The organism is Pseudanabaena sp. Chao 1811 (assembly GCF_027942295.1).
Classification (GTDB): domain Bacteria; phylum Cyanobacteriota; class Cyanobacteriia; order Pseudanabaenales; family Pseudanabaenaceae; genus Pseudanabaena.
The window spans coordinates 300,446-314,943 of the sequence record NZ_CP101416.1 but is presented as its reverse complement, the minus strand read 5'-3'; the positions used below and the strand labels follow the sequence as shown (position 1 = coordinate 314,943).

The following is a 14,498-nucleotide window of genomic DNA, read 5'->3' as shown; positions in this document are numbered from 1 at the left end:
TTCCAATTTAATAAAGAGCCCAGCTTTTTGATGGTGCGGCGAAGCCGCACCATCAAAAAGCTGGGCTCTTATTTTACTGCGAAGCAATTAGTTAAAAAGCCACCACCTAAGTAGTGGCTTTTTAACTAATTGAGGGGCGAATGCCATAGTTACGGTAACGCCAGTAGTCTTGCAAAATTTGGGCGTGATCAAAACATAACTGGCTTGGCATTTCCCATGCCGCAAAAATTCCCACAGACTTAGCATCATCATCCGCTTTAGGCTCACCCACTGCCTCCGCCATATACACAGCGCTGATCGTATGCAGTCGTTCGTCACGACGAGGATCAGAATAAATTCCTAATAAATCGATTAACTCAACCTTTAAACCCGTTTCTTCTTCAGCCTCACGCCTTGCTGCATCCTCTAAACGCTCGCCATAGTCCACAAATCCCCCAACGATCGCCCAGCCATGCGGTGGATTAAGTCGTTCAATTAACACAATCGGTTGATGGGGGCGATCGCGCAGGGCAATGATGATATCAACGGTAGGAGTAGGATTGCGATAAGCCATTTGCTTGATTTCTAAGGTTTATTTGTTATGGAGTATGACTAGAGTTAAACATTATTCCCAACTATAAGGTGAAAGGCTTTGCTTTCTGTGTCTTAGAGGGTAATTACAGCTACAAAATGCAGGTTAGTACTAGGTTATTATGCAGACTCATAATCCGAGAGCTATAGGCATTACTCGGCAGGAGAGTATTTCTTTGATTCCGATCAGTATAGAAATTGTAGAAGGTAATCCGAATCTTGCCTCTCTCTTGGGTTGGCATTTACAGCAAATTGGCTATTCGGTATTTCAGGCAGTCAGTGGTCAGCAAGCAAAGTTGGTATTTCAAAAGCAACAGCCAAGCTTGGTGATTTTGAGTACAGATCTGCCTGATGGGGATGGGATTGAGCTATGTCGTTGGTTACATAAGCAAAGAAGTTCTTTGATCTTTATAATTTCATCTCGTACAGGTGAGTCGGACATTGTGGAGGGTTTGAAAGCGGGTGCGGATGATTATTTGACAAAACCCTTTGGAATGCAGGAATTTTTGGCAAGGGTAGAGGCATTAACACGCAGATTACGCACTTCTGCTCCGCCTGCTTGTCTTGACTATGGCGTATTAAAAATCGATCTAGTCCAGCGACAGGTCAGACTCAAGGGCAGTGCGATCGATCTCACGCCGCAGGAGTTTAGCTTGCTATATGTCCTTGCTCAATCGGAGGGTTTAGCCCTAAGTCGTGCAGAGCTTTTACAACGAGCATGGCCAGATGAGATTAATAATCCGCGTACTGTGGATACCCATGTTTTATCGTTGCGGAAAAAATTAGAAGTTGATCCGCAACAACCTAATTTAATTCAAACAGTACGAAATATTGGTTATCGCTTTAATCCTGAAGCACTGATGCGATCGCCTCTACGAAATAGTACTCAAAGTACAAATAACTCAAATAGCGATCGCCCGCCACAGTTTACTGCTCCACCTAGTCGATCATTTGCTAAATATTAGGTAGTCCTAAAAAGGAAAAGCTTTATTGTGGCAAGTATGGGCGGCGCAAAGCGCCGCCCATACTTGCCACAGGACTATCTGCACCAAATATAAAGAGATAGATAGGATGAATCAAACCCCAAAATATGAGTGGCGACTCGAAGCGTCGCCACTCATATTTTGGGGTTTATGTCCTAAGCAATCCTTTTATTGCTATATAATTTCCGTCTATTCTTAAGTTTGATCGGATATATTCATGCAGTTAAGGATTAAGGTTCCATTACTAATTACACTTGTTACTTTTATTGCTTCTCTTCTACTGACTTTATTCTTCTATCAAACGTCTCTTCAATCAATTGAGAATAACCAAAAAGAGGAACTAGCAACTACAGTTACTTTAATCCAGAAATATACCGATGAACAAACGAAAAAAGCCTTGTCTAGGGCTGAGTTAGTCGCTTCTCTCCCGTCAGTCCAACAGGCTTTTCGCGCTAAAGATCGTGACCAACTAGCGCAGATTCTTGTTCCTACGTTTTTGATTCAACGAGATCGCTACGAAGTCCGTGATGCTCATTTTCATTTAGCACCAGCGACATCATTCTTACGCTTATTTTATCTGAAGAATTATGGCGAGGATCTGACTAGCTTTCGAGAAACAGTAGTAATTACCAATCAGAAACAAGAACCGCAAAGTGGCGTAGAAATCAGTCGTCATGGACTAAATATTCGTGGTGTTGTCCCTATCTCTGATGCTCAAGGCGCGATTGGGAGTTTTGAAGTCGGCATGAGTTTTAATAGCGTTTTAGAAGCGGTTAAACAGATAACTGGATTTGAGCTAGGAGTATTTGTTGATAATGAATTGATGACTAAAGTTGCTACAGGACTGCCTGCACCTGAAAGCGATCGCGTAATTGGTGGCTTAAGAAATGAGAATGCTACTAACTGGGGATTTATCCGTCCATTACTCACACCTGATGTATTGCGTAAGGTCAATGATACGACTGTAAAAGTTCAGAAAATTGATGGCATTGATTATGGGATTGCTTTAGTCCCTTTACTAGATTTTAAAGGTAAAAAAATTGGTGTAATTGTTGCTGGCAAAAGTTTTCAGGCTTTAACAAGTCAAGCTAATGCGATTTTAGTCAATTCTTTAGTGATAGCTCTATTTGAGGTGATTGTCTTAGCGGGAACGGCAACAATTCTATTTAATGGCTTGCTGATGCGTCCGATGGTTGCTGTGGGCAGTTATATCACTAGTTTAGCGATCGGTGATACCGTTGCAAAATCGATAGAAGATCTGGCTATTCGTAAGGATGAAGTTGGCAAAATTGCAAGGGGATGTGAGTTACTCCAGCAAAAATTGAAAGAAGATAGCAAAGGTCAGAATCACAATGCTTAAATTCTATCGATTCCTTATTACATTTGGACTTTGCTTTTTGCTCGTTCTGACAGGTGCAAAGATTGCCTATGCTCAAGAACAATCTACGCCTCCAGTCACGCCAGTTCCGAAACCCACTGTAATTACTAAACCAACCAATGAGTTTCCCTCCAATGTTCCCAAGCCGATTAAGGTAGAAGTTGCTCTCGTCATTAACAATATCTCGAAGATTATGGATGCGACGGGTACGTTTACCGCAGATATTGATTTGCGCCTGCGTTGGTACAATCCCAATCAAGCCTTCGACTCGAAAACTGTCGGTACTAGCGAGCAAAGTTTTGTCGGCGACGATGCTACTAACAAATTAGCGACGATCTGGAACCCGAAAGTTGCGATCGCCAATTTAGCAGAGAAACCATTAAAGCAAGAATCAGAGCTTTATTTGAATGCTAATGGTACGGTGATCTATCTCCAGCGATTAACTGTCACTTTAGAGGCGAAGTACAAGCTTGCGAATTTCCCCTTTGATATTCAAACTTTACCGATCCGTCTAATCTCCAAATACAACAGTAATAAAATCATCTTCTGGCAAACCCAAGACGACATTGATTTTTCGGGCATTCCAAAGGAAATTCGCTTGTCAGGTTGGAATACTGGCGGAGTTAGCTTTGTGCCATCAAGTTTTAAGGGTTTAGATGGCGATCTCCATCCCCAACTAGAAGCGCAGATCGCCATGAAGCGCAATCCTGCAAGTCATTTACCTAATGTATTTATCCCTCTGTTTTTAGTGCTATTAGTACCTACGATTGTGGCGCTCTGGACTAATACGGATCTCGACAAGCGCATTTCGGCATGGGCAGGTAGTATTTTGACCATGGTTGCCCTTAGTTTCACCCTATCGGTGCGTTATCCTGCCTTGGGAGTGGAAAATGTCTTTTTTCAAGTGATTTTTCTAGGATTTGCCTTCCAGTTTCTTGGATTAGCCGTTAACGCAACGATTATGAATCCATCCCTCGAAAAGCTATTTGGTGGCAAATACATTGTGGCTGAGATCTCTAATTTCCTCCGTTGGAGTTTACCTCTAGGGCTAATTATCCTAATCACCCGTGTAGTTTTACTCGCTTTACCATAAATAAAAAATTAGAGCCACTAGCGGCTCTAATTTTTTATTTAATCTATATCCGACTAATTTAGTCTGGTATATTTGACGACTATAGACCCATAATGTTAAGGTTCATTTCAATCAAAGAAATCAAAAAAACTTTTAGCGACTAAAAGGGCGACCAAGAACATGACAGCAACCATTGCTTCTCCTTACACCAGCGAGCGTGTTGATACCTTCAGTAATCTCAAATGCAAAGAGTGTGGTGCAGAGTACGAAGCCAAGGCAATGCACGTTTGTGAATTGTGCTTTGGTCCTCTAGAAGTTGCCTACAATTATGATGCGATCGCCGCTAGAGTTAGCCGCGAAACTATTCAAGCTGGCCCCCTCTCCATCTGGCGCTATCGTGATTTTCTACCCGTCAAAACTGACAACTATATCGATGTCTCCACAGGCATGACTCCCTTGATCAAGGCAAATCGCCTTGCCAAGCGTCTCGGCATCAAAAATCTCTACATTAAGAATGATGCTGTGAATATGCCCACCTTGAGCTTTAAGGATCGTGTGGTGTCGGTTGCTCTCAGTCGCGCCCGTGAACTAGGTTTTACTACTGTTGCTTGTGCTAGTACTGGTAACCTTGCCAACTCCACTGCGGCGATCGCAGCCCATGCAGGCTTGGAGTGTTGTGTCTTTATTCCCTCTGACCTCGAAGCAGGTAAAGTTCTTGGTACAACCATTTACAATCCTAAAGTTTTCTCCGTCCATGGTAACTACGACCAAGTAAACCGTCTTTGCTCAGAAGTTGCCAATACTCACGGTTGGGGCTTTGTAAACATCAATCTCCGTCCTTACTACTCTGAAGGTTCTAAGACTCTTGGATATGAAGTAATCGAACAACTTGGTTGGAAGCTTCCCGATCACATCGTCGCACCTTTGGCTTCTGGTTCTCTTTTCACCAAGATCTACAAGGGTTTCAATGAATTTGTAAAGGTAGGCTTAGTGGAAGACAAGCCCGTTCGTTACAGTGGCGCACAGGCTGAAGGTTGTTCTCCGATCGCTTCAGCATACAAGGAAGGTCGCGATTTCATTACCCCTGTTAAGCCTAAGACCATTGCTAAGAGTTTGGCGATCGGTAATCCTGCAGATGGTATCTATGCGATCGATATCGCTCACAAAACCAATGGCAACATCGAATCGGTAAACGATGACGAAATCATCCAAGCAATGAAGTTACTCGCGGAAACCGAAGGTATCTTCACAGAAACTGCTGGTGGAACCACAATTGCTGTCCTGAAGAAGCTAGTGGAAGCAGGCAAGATTGATCCTGAAGAAACCACCGTGGTTTATATCACTGGTAATGGCTTGAAGACTCAGGAAGCAGTTCAAGGTTATGTTGGCGAACCCTTCTTGATTGAACCTAAACTTGATAGCTTCGAGCGTGCGCTAGAGCGTTCTCACACATTAGAGCGTCTTGAATGGCAAACTGTTTCTGTCTAAATAAAATCTAGCTAACAAAAAAAGCGGTGCATTGCACCGCTTTTTTTGTTAATAAAAAACTAGGCTGATGTAAAAATTAGCAATATGGTTGTTTTATCTTAGAAAATATGCCAGCTTATAAAAAAATTGGGGCTTTGATGGGAATATGTATTGCTTTTGTAATTGCTACATTAGCTATCGCATTTACTGTTCAAGATGGCGAATTACATTGCTATCGTAGTACAGCAAGTTTACCGAGCTGTGTGTTAGTACAAACCTCAATGGTATATCGTAAAACAATTAATATTACCTCTCTAAAATATGCCTATGAGAAAGTAACTAAAGACAAATATACAGAAAGATATACTGTTCTGCTATTGACAGAACATGGTGAAATTCCTTTAAGTGATCAAGTCAGTGAGTCTACTAAGCAAGATGTATCACGCATCAATCAATTTATTGAATCCTCTCAATTGATGTTTGATTTAAAAGAAGAACATTTGCATAATGCTAGACTTTTAGTATTCATTTATGGATTTTTGGGGTTGATATTTGGTTTGTTAAGTCGGGCTGCTGCTCAGAAAATGAATAGATGATATTTCAGGAGAATGCTTTCTGCCGAGACAATGAATTATAGGTAACTATGCTGGATTTACAGAAATTGATGGGACAGATGCAAGGGATGTCTGAACAATTGCAGAAGGAGGCTCAGCAATTGACAGGCAAACTTGATCGCGCTGAAACCATATTCCATCAAGCCACTGCAAACCAAGCTAATCTTTGTCAACATAGTGAAATCCTGCGCGATCGCTTCATATTTAATTGCGCGGAGCCTGTTGAACCTCTGGGACAAATTCAATCTATATCTCCCATAACCACACCACATATTGTTCTTGCCACCGATGGCTCACAGATTGCCCCTAGCCGACATGAAATTGCCTATTGCTATTTGATTAATATTGGTCGAGTTGCCATTTACTATAATTCTGGCATCTATCCCTTACTCGATAATGTTCCTGAAGTCTTTTATAAAACTGAAGATCTCTATAAAGCTCGTCAATGGGGAATTCAGACAGAGCAATGGATGACCCTCAAACGCACTGTTGCCGAGAATGTTGCATTAGCCAATTTAGCGATCGCCACAATTGGGAGTTATCCTCAGTCACCAATGCTAGCTTTTAGCGATGGAGCCTTAGTCCATTGGGAGCTTGATGAGATTCCCGCCGATGCGCGATCGCAACTTTTGCTAGATATTCTCGCTGCGTGGGACGACTTAAAATCTCAACGGATTCCCCTAGCAGGCTATATCAGCGCTCCTCGTGCGGCGGAAGCGACTAATTTTTTGCGCTTGCAAATTTGTCCTTTTGAGCAGCCTGATTGTCATACTCATTGTTCTACTAAGCCACTAGATTCTGCTCCCTGTAGCCAAATTCAACCTCTGCGGGATGGTACATTATGGAGTCGCTTATTAAAAGTCGGAGAATGTAGTCCTCTCTGGAAAAGTCAGGCACGGATTTTACAGGAATATGGCGAACATCAGATTTATTTTTGCTATCTCCATGTGGGCACAGAAATCGCCAGAATCGAGATGCCTGCATGGACTGCCCTTGATCCTGAAATGCGATCGCAAGCTTTGCAAATTATTCTCGCACAGGTACAAAAGGGCTATGGCTATCCTGTAGTGCTTGCAGAAGCCCATAATCAGGCAGTTGTCACAGGTAGCGATCGCCGTCGTTTTTTTGCGATTTTAGAACAACAAATGGTGAAGTCTGGTTTACGCAATATCACGACATCTTATAAAGAGTCCCGCAAACGCAGCAGTATTGCATAATAGCCATTTGTGCCGTGCTTCGCACGGCGCAAATAGCGCAAAATGGATGTTAATTGAAAACTAACTTTTCATCTTCTACAGTGATGGAAATTGTCTGACCTTCTCCGAATATTCCTTCAAGGATTTTGGTAGCGATCGGATTCTCAATTTCCCTTTGGATTGCTCGTTTTAGCGGACGTGCGCCATAGGAGGGATCATAGCCAATATTTGCGATGTAGTCTTTTGCTTCTTCGCTTAAATTGAGGGAGATCTTGCGATCGCTTAATCTATTCTCAATACGTTTAATTTGCAACGTGGCGATCGAGCGAATCTCGTTACGGCGCAACGCATGGAAAATCACCGTTTCATCAATCCGATTCAGAAATTCTGGACGGAAATGATTGCGAAGAACATCTAGGACTTTATCGCGCATTTCGTCATAGCGTGAGTCACCATCGCTCTCCGTAGGCAAGTCCTTGGATACTTCGAGAATGCGATCGCTACCAATATTACTGGTCATGATGATGACAGTGTTTTTACAATCGACTAAGCGTCCTTGACTATCGGTAATACGTCCATCGTCAAGCACTTGCAAGAGAATGTTAAATACATCGGGGTGAGCCTTTTCGACCTCATCGAAAAGTACTACAGAGTAAGGGTGGCGACGTACTGCTTCGGAGAATTGCCCGCCTTCTTCATAGCCTACATAACCAGGGGGCGCACCAATTAAGCGCGATACGGAATGTTTTTCCATATATTCCGACATATCAATGCGTACCATTGAGCTATCGGAATCAAACAAAAATTCAGCAAGGGCGCGGGCTAGTTCCGTTTTACCAACACCCGTTGGACCTAAAAACAGAAATGAACCAAGGGGGCGATTAGGATCATTCATCCCTGCACGGGCGCGACGAATTGCCGATGCTACCGAGCTTACGGCTTCCTCTTGACCAATTACGCGCTCATGCAGATGCGTTTCTAGCGTCAGTAATTTCTGACGTTCTGATAGCAATAATTTCTTAAGCGGAATCCCTGTCCAGCGTGCCACGATTTCGGCAATATCATCTTCAGTAACTTGCTCACGGAATAAAATCGAACCATCCGCCCTTGCACGATTCAGTTCTAACTCAGCTTCATCGAGATTTTTCTCTAGTTCCGTCAACTTACCATATTTCAGTTCTGCTGCCCGATTAAGATTAAATTCCCGTTCTGCCTGTTCAATTTGTAGCTTGGTTTGATCGATCTGCTCTTTCAGAGTTCGCAGATTATCAATGGTATCTTTTTCCTGTTGCCAACGATCATCAAGGGCAATTTGGCGATCACGCAACTCATTCATTTCCTTGTCAAGGCGATCAAGGCGATCTTGGACTGCTTTACCACTCTTGGTTTTATAGACTACTTTACCTTCAGATTCGGTACGTTCGATGGGCGTAGAACCACCCTCTCTTTGCAAGGAGAGTCTTTCCATTTCCAGTTGCATTAGGCGGCGATCAATTTCATCGAGTTCCAATGGTCGTGAATCTACTTCCATTTTTAGCTTTGCTGCCGATTCGTCAACGAGATCGATCGCCTTATCTGGCAGAAAGCGATCGGTAATATAGCGATTAGACAGGGTTGCTGCTGCTACGAGTGCCGAATCAGAAATACTCACCCCATGATGAACTTCATAGCGTTCTTTGAGTCCGCGCAAAATTGAGATCGTATCTTCTACTGTGGGCTGATCGACAACAACTTGTTGAAAGCGTCGTTCTAAAGCTGCATCTTTCTCAATATACTGGCGATATTCGTCCAAGGTGGTCGCACCAATACAACGTAATTCCCCTCGCGCTAACATTGGTTTAAGCAAGTTCCCTGCATCCATTGCCCCCTGTTGCGTGGCTCCCGCCCCCACAACCGTATGTAACTCATCAATAAACAGCACAATTTTGCCATCGGAATTGAGAACTTCTTTAAGGACTGCCTTCAGGCGATCCTCAAACTCACCACGATATTTGGCTCCTGCAATTAGAGAACCCATATCAAGGCTGATAATTGTACGGTCTTTGAGGGATTCAGGAACATCACCTCGAATAATGCGTTGGGCTAATCCTTCGGCGATCGCTGTTTTCCCTACCCCCGGTTCGCCAATTAATACAGGATTGTTTTTTGTACGTCTAGATAGCACCTGCATGACTCGCCGAATTTCATCATCACGACCAATCACAGGGTCAAGCTTGCCTTCTTTCGCTTGTTCAGTCAGATCTCGTCCATATTTCTCTAAAGCTGCATACTTAGCTTCAGGATTTTGATCTGTAATTGTCTGACTACCGCGAACCGCTTTAATCGTTTCTTCTAATTTTTTGCGATCGATACTCAAATCGCGATATAAACGCTTACCGAGGCGATCGTCATCCGCCAATCCGATTAGCATATGCTCGATCGCCATGAAGTCATCACCAAAGCTCTTTCGACTTTCCTCAGCGCGATCGAGCCACACCTCTAAGCTACGTCCTAAGTACAACTGTTCTGGACTTGCCACACGCGGCTGTCGGCGCAAAAACTCCTCGACCTGTCGCCGCGCCCTTGCCATTGGCACTGCCATCGCAGTGAATATATTCGTTGTCAAGCCCTCTTCCTGCTCCAAGAGTGCCATTACTAAATGCTCAACTTCGAGTTGCTGATGTTGCGATCGTCTCGCGACCTCTTGCGATTTAACAATCGCTTCCCATGCTTTTTCAGTAAATTTTTTCGGATCAGTTGGTTGCATTGGCTTTGGTTACAGCAGGATTCAGTGATGAGGACTAATAAGTGTTTAGTTAAAATAAGTTTACATTATCGCCAAAGCCTATAAAACCCCATTGACAACGGTAGTAGTGCTAAAAATAGGTAAGGATGGGCGGCGCTTCGCGCCGCCCATCCTTACCATATAAATCCTTTCCTTTTTTAGGACTACCAACAACGGCAATAGTCAGCCAAAAAAGAGCTGAGGGACTCGCAGGAAAATAAGGAATAGATTTTTTGTGGCATAGTTTCGTCGCGCCATAAAAAATCTATTCCTTATTAAATCGCTGAACCCTAGACTCCAAATATATGGATATAGCAGTCCTAGATCATTTGTGGATTTTTGAGGGTTGTAGAAGCGCACCCCGAAGGGGTGCGCTTCTACAACCCATTTAGGATTGCTATATGGCTGTTAGCGATTTGCTAATTCCCTAAGTCTGGTATCTACTTTCACGAACAACAAACAAAACAAAATATGCCAGATGCTCAAATTAGTGTTATAAAGTTCGCAAACTAGACGCAACCAAGTTAAGCCAATTAAAAAATTAGTGCCAACCATAGTCCCTAGCGTTATTTCAGATGGCATTGTTACGAGGTGATTTCTTAAATGGAGAACAATAATATTCGTAGTAGTTCTTACGAGCAGACCCTTGCGGGTGTCACCAAGGACTTGTCAGATCTGCGGGCAAATATCTTGGGCAAGCTCAGTCGTGAGATTTTAATTTTACAAGCCCAAAAAAATGCTCTTACCGATGACATTCATCGTCTCCAGTCTCAACGTAAAGAGCTAGAAGTGTTAACCGTTGCACAACAGGGGATGAATCAACAGGAAATCCAGCGTCAGCAATGGATTGAGCAACTTGCTCAAGCGATCACCTATCACCTTAAAAATGATGTGGTTGTTACTAATTCCCAAGTTCTTAGCGATCATTCGCAAAACTTCGAGCAGCTAATGCTCAACCTTGATAGTGCTATCCGCACTACATTTCAGTCTTTGCAACGAGATGTAGATACCTATCAGCGTGATCTCGATGATCAAATGCAGAGAATGTATACCCAGAGGCAACAGGGCGAACTGATGCTGTCTGCCCTTGTAGAAAGAATTGATGAATATTTACGACGATCTTCAGCCGATCGCTATGGAGGAAATGTAGGGGGAAATCCACCAGTTAACTTTACAGGGACATCTGGCTTTGCGGGGGCGATGGGTACTAATGTAAACAGCACAGAACCTGTCCGATCTAATGGCAATGGCAATTACAGTCAAATTCAGGTTCCGACATTTAATAACAGCAGTAGTCAATTTCGGCAATATAACCCCAATGACACGCGCCCCTATACAGACGATCCTACTCAATCTTTTGAATCGCCAGTCCCTGAACCCAGCCTAGCGCAACCAACCAAACGTCTTAATGATTGGTGGTTTGGATTTGTTTTGGTGTTGTGCGCTTCGGTAGTTTTATCCTTGCAAAATATTTTGGTGAGGGTAATTTTCTCAAACTCAAATATTTTGGGGCTTTTTCAATTTGGTGGATTGATTAAGGCTTCTGTCCCCAACTCTTTTATGTTGTTGTTGCTAAGAATGGCATTTGCCACACCAATTATGTGGATGGTAGCCAAAGTAATATTTCGAGTAGATGTATTTCGCGATTTCCAACAATTACTTCATCCCACTCGGCGATCGCTATTTCGTCGAGTTGCCTTTAGCGCTTTATTACAGTTTGCCTCCTTTGCATTTATTTATGTAGCTTTAGGCATTTTGAATCCCGGACTTGCTGTTACCCTATTCTTCATTTTCCCAACTGTTACGGTATTAATGGCTTGGTTGTTGTTAGGCGAGCGCCCCAGCAAAGAGCGTTGGATTGTGATTGGGATCATCTATGCGGGGATCATGCTAACCTACAACATCTTCGGAGCGAATAAGCCTGACACATGGGGCGTAATTGCTGCAATGATTTCAGGTATCGCTTTTGCAGGATATATCATCACCTCACAGGCCTGTTTCAAACAACTGAATCCTGTTTCATTTACATCGATCAATTTTGCAATCATCTTGCTCCTATGTATTGGGACTATACCTTTTACTTTGTCATCAATTTCCCTAAATGGCTCATTGGTGTTCATGTGCTTCCTAGTCGCTTTAACTACTTTGGGCGGATACTTACTGACCAGCTTTGGTACAAAGTTAATGGGTGCAGCTCAGGCTTCGATTGTGAGTGCTAGTGGACCTGTATTTACCACGTTTTTAGCATTCACGGTTTTGGGAGATAAACTAAGCCCGATTCAGTTATTTGGAGTATTTCTAGTTACAGGCGGTGTGGGACTACTTAGTCTTCAGAATATGTATAAAAAGACCGCTAAATAAATCGAGATCGGGATAATTTAAAACTCGCTTTAAGAGAGGGTCTGCTACGCAAACCCTCTCTTAAATTCCAGAATCAAAATCCTTGCTTAGCAAGGCTTTTGATTCTGGAATTGCAAATTTTGCAAGCTTTCGTCGAAATTACATCAAATAAAAAATAATGTTGATAATGGTGAGTGGCAAGTACTCACTCTATATACTCTATATTTTTGGGATTAAAATCCTGTAAAGTAGCTATTAGAGTCCTTAGGGATAAACAGTGGTTAAAGACTTTCGCTTTCAAGAGCAAGAAACAACTTCAACAACGACTTCGCAATCTCAGCAATTGCTGCGATCGCTTTTTCGTGTACTTTCACGGGAGCAGGGATTGCCAGTATGGGCTTTATTAGCGATTTTTTTGGTGCTGTTGCTAGTGTGGAATTGGCAGTTAATTGCGGCTACTAGTGCAGGGATCGTGGCAATGATCGCGATTTATGTTGTGCAGGACTGGAACTGGAATGTGATTTTATGGCGAGTCCAGAAATTCCTCCAAAGTCCCTATCGCCATTTGCCTCTATCGGTTGCTAGCGGCACTGTGACAGTTTTTTTGACCTATACCATACTTACACTCTGGGCAACTCAAGAAAATCATTGGTTAGCTTCAGCTAGTATTTTGCAGCTCATTGCCACTTTAGGAGTTTTCGCACTGTTAGCGCGTCAAGCATTTAGCCAATGGTTACAGCGTCAACAGGACAACTTTGATCAGCTAGTTACTCAACTGACGGTGAATGATGATCTTGCCCGATTGATTGCTATTAAACAAATCACTCAATACATCCAAGCAAATCCTTTGCCTGCTGCTCAAGAACGGGCGATCGCCGATTGTTGTCAGCTTTTGCTAAACCGTGAAACAGAAGTAACGATGCGCGAGGCAATCTTTGAGACTTTGGAGGCACTAGAAACCAATACGCTTAAACCTGCCCTCAAAAGATCTGCTCACAATGTCAATTTAAAGATCAATAATGCTAACTAAAGATCAAATTCTCGATCGCCAAGTCGCTTTACTAGTACAAAGCACGCCCGATGAGGAAACTGCTAGTGCTGTGAGCTTAATTGCCTCAGTACTGAAGGTAATTGCTCAAAATCTAAAACATACAATTTATTTCGTAATTCAAGATATTGAGGGTGGTTGGTTACTGACACCTCTAAGCAATCACGATAATCCTGAAATCGAGAAAACTACAATTTATGCCTATTGCGATCGCACACCTGCAAATATTGATCGTTTGAAATTAAATGATGAAAATCTTGAATGTGGCGAATATAACGTCATTGATATGCTGTTTCGCTTAATAGGTATGAAACAGGTAGATAGCATCGTGTTTTTTGATCGTTCTACGGATACGCAACATGGCATTGAAATTGGGCGTACCGATATTGAGGAATTATGCGAAAAACAAATTAAACGTGCTCAGTTTGGTTTACAAAAACTCAATGAAATTAAAAATAACGCTAACATTGCCTAGATAACTAAGAAGGGACGCTTGACGTCCCTTCTTAGTTATTCGTGGTCAATCAAACCACACATTACAGCGCCATCAGTCGAACCTTTGCCATTGACCATACAAGCTAAATTTTCTGCGTGATTCATGGTGACGATGCGATCATAGCTATTGCCAAACATGAGGTTTTCCGTAATTGTGAGTACTTCAGGACTAGTATTGACAGCAACGATGATTTGATTTGAGTTAGCCTCAGTACTGTTGTAACGTACTTCGGTTTGAGAAGTGGTGGGATTTTGATAGAGAGCAGCAATAATTGCTGTTTGGGCATTGGCTGGTGTGGCAAGAGCAAGCCCTGAAATAGCGAAACCCGAAATGGCTAATAATGTGGCGACAAAAGTATTTTTCATAACTGCCTCGATGCTACTTTCTCTAACTGCGTTCAATGAAATTGATAAATCAAAACCAAAATCCTAAAGCTCAACTTCTATGATTGAATTTTCCAGCAGAAGTTATGATTGCGACTTCCTACTATCAACTCAATCGACTGGGTGAACTTTACCCATGAGCGATTAACTCAATAACAACATCATCAAACTTTTTACAATGATTGCC

Annotated in this window: 12 protein-coding genes; 9 read left to right on the top strand and 3 right to left on the bottom strand. The window is 42.6% G+C overall.

Annotation, left to right across the window (positions count from 1 at the left end):
* Window positions 1–121: 121 nt before the first annotated feature.
* Window positions 122–553, bottom strand: a complete 432-nt coding sequence (locus tag NMG48_RS01390; protein WP_271253685.1) for an NUDIX hydrolase — start codon at window positions 551–553, stop codon at window positions 122–124.
* A 139-nt stretch (window positions 554–692) separates the two neighbouring features.
* Here NMG48_RS01390 and NMG48_RS01385 point away from each other — a divergent pair, with 139 nt between their 5' ends.
* The 6 genes from NMG48_RS01385 to NMG48_RS01360 all read left to right on the top strand — a co-directional run bounded on the left by NMG48_RS01385 (window position 693) and on the right by NMG48_RS01360 (window position 7,301).
* Entirely contained in the window at window positions 693–1,535 is an 843-nt protein-coding gene (locus NMG48_RS01385) for a response regulator transcription factor (protein ID WP_271253684.1), read from the top strand.
* Between the two features lie 235 nt (window positions 1,536–1,770).
* The gene (locus NMG48_RS01380; protein ID WP_271253683.1) at window positions 1,771–2,913 is read left to right on the top strand and encodes a cache domain-containing protein; all 1,143 of its coding nucleotides are present in this window, start codon (window positions 1,771–1,773) and stop codon (window positions 2,911–2,913) included.
* A 37-nt stretch (window positions 2,914–2,950) separates the two neighbouring features.
* Window positions 2,951–4,024, top strand: a complete 1,074-nt coding sequence (locus NMG48_RS01375) for a hypothetical protein (RefSeq protein WP_271253682.1) — start codon at window positions 2,951–2,953, stop codon at window positions 4,022–4,024.
* 159 nt (window positions 4,025–4,183) lie between these two features.
* The gene (gene thrC / locus NMG48_RS01370) at window positions 4,184–5,491 is read left to right on the top strand and encodes a threonine synthase (protein ID WP_271253681.1); all 1,308 of its coding nucleotides are present in this window, start codon (window positions 4,184–4,186) and stop codon (window positions 5,489–5,491) included.
* Window positions 5,492–5,598: 107 nt separating this feature from the next.
* The gene (locus NMG48_RS01365) at window positions 5,599–6,066 is read left to right on the top strand and encodes a hypothetical protein (protein ID WP_271253680.1); all 468 of its coding nucleotides are present in this window, start codon (window positions 5,599–5,601) and stop codon (window positions 6,064–6,066) included.
* A gap of 47 nt (window positions 6,067–6,113) precedes the next feature.
* The gene (locus tag NMG48_RS01360; protein ID WP_271253679.1) at window positions 6,114–7,301 is read left to right on the top strand and encodes a DNA double-strand break repair nuclease NurA; all 1,188 of its coding nucleotides are present in this window, start codon (window positions 6,114–6,116) and stop codon (window positions 7,299–7,301) included.
* 49 nt (window positions 7,302–7,350) lie between these two features.
* Here the strand turns inward: NMG48_RS01360 and clpB are convergent, their stop codons facing one another.
* A complete protein-coding gene (gene clpB, locus NMG48_RS01355) occupies window positions 7,351–10,026 on the bottom strand; it encodes an ATP-dependent chaperone ClpB (RefSeq protein ID WP_271253678.1) in 2,676 nt (891 codons plus the stop codon).
* Window positions 10,027–10,647: 621 nt separating this feature from the next.
* On the opposite strand from clpB, the gene NMG48_RS01350 reads away from it, so the two are divergent.
* From NMG48_RS01350 to NMG48_RS01340, 3 genes are all read left to right on the top strand, one after another.
* Window positions 10,648–12,405: a DMT family transporter gene (locus NMG48_RS01350; protein ID WP_271253677.1), complete on the top strand. Its 1,758-nt coding sequence runs from the start codon at window positions 10,648–10,650 to the stop codon at window positions 12,403–12,405.
* Between the two features lie 256 nt (window positions 12,406–12,661).
* Window positions 12,662–13,414 (top strand): hypothetical protein, encoded by a 753-nt coding sequence (locus NMG48_RS01345; protein ID WP_271253676.1) that lies wholly within the window; start codon window positions 12,662–12,664, stop codon window positions 13,412–13,414.
* Window positions 13,404–13,907: a hypothetical protein gene (locus NMG48_RS01340; protein ID WP_271253675.1), complete on the top strand. Its 504-nt coding sequence runs from the start codon at window positions 13,404–13,406 to the stop codon at window positions 13,905–13,907. Before NMG48_RS01345 ends, NMG48_RS01340 begins: the two co-directional genes overlap by 11 nt.
* A 35-nt stretch (window positions 13,908–13,942) precedes the next feature.
* On the opposite strand, the gene NMG48_RS01335 is transcribed toward NMG48_RS01340, so the two are convergent.
* Window positions 13,943–14,293, bottom strand: a complete 351-nt coding sequence (locus tag NMG48_RS01335; RefSeq protein ID WP_271253674.1) for a hypothetical protein — start codon at window positions 14,291–14,293, stop codon at window positions 13,943–13,945.
* Window positions 14,294–14,498 lie beyond the last annotated feature (205 nt).

Coding starts and splice junctions, on each gene's coding strand:
- clpB (WP_271253678.1), bottom strand. CDS start 10,026: ATGCAACCAACTGATCCGAAAAAATTTACTGAAAAAGCATGGGAAGCG.
- NMG48_RS01385 (WP_271253684.1), top strand. CDS start 693: ATGCAGACTCATAATCCGAGAGCTATAGGCATTACTCGGCAGGAGAGT.
- thrC (WP_271253681.1), top strand. CDS start 4,184: ATGACAGCAACCATTGCTTCTCCTTACACCAGCGAGCGTGTTGATACC.
- NMG48_RS01390 (WP_271253685.1), bottom strand. CDS start 553: ATGGCTTATCGCAATCCTACTCCTACCGTTGATATCATCATTGCCCTG.
- NMG48_RS01365 (WP_271253680.1), top strand. CDS start 5,599: ATGCCAGCTTATAAAAAAATTGGGGCTTTGATGGGAATATGTATTGCT.
- NMG48_RS01350 (WP_271253677.1), top strand. CDS start 10,648: ATGGAGAACAATAATATTCGTAGTAGTTCTTACGAGCAGACCCTTGCG.
- NMG48_RS01360 (WP_271253679.1), top strand. CDS start 6,114: ATGCTGGATTTACAGAAATTGATGGGACAGATGCAAGGGATGTCTGAA.
- NMG48_RS01380 (WP_271253683.1), top strand. CDS start 1,771: ATGCAGTTAAGGATTAAGGTTCCATTACTAATTACACTTGTTACTTTT.
- NMG48_RS01335 (WP_271253674.1), bottom strand. CDS start 14,293: ATGAAAAATACTTTTGTCGCCACATTATTAGCCATTTCGGGTTTCGCT.
- NMG48_RS01340 (WP_271253675.1), top strand. CDS start 13,404: ATGCTAACTAAAGATCAAATTCTCGATCGCCAAGTCGCTTTACTAGTA.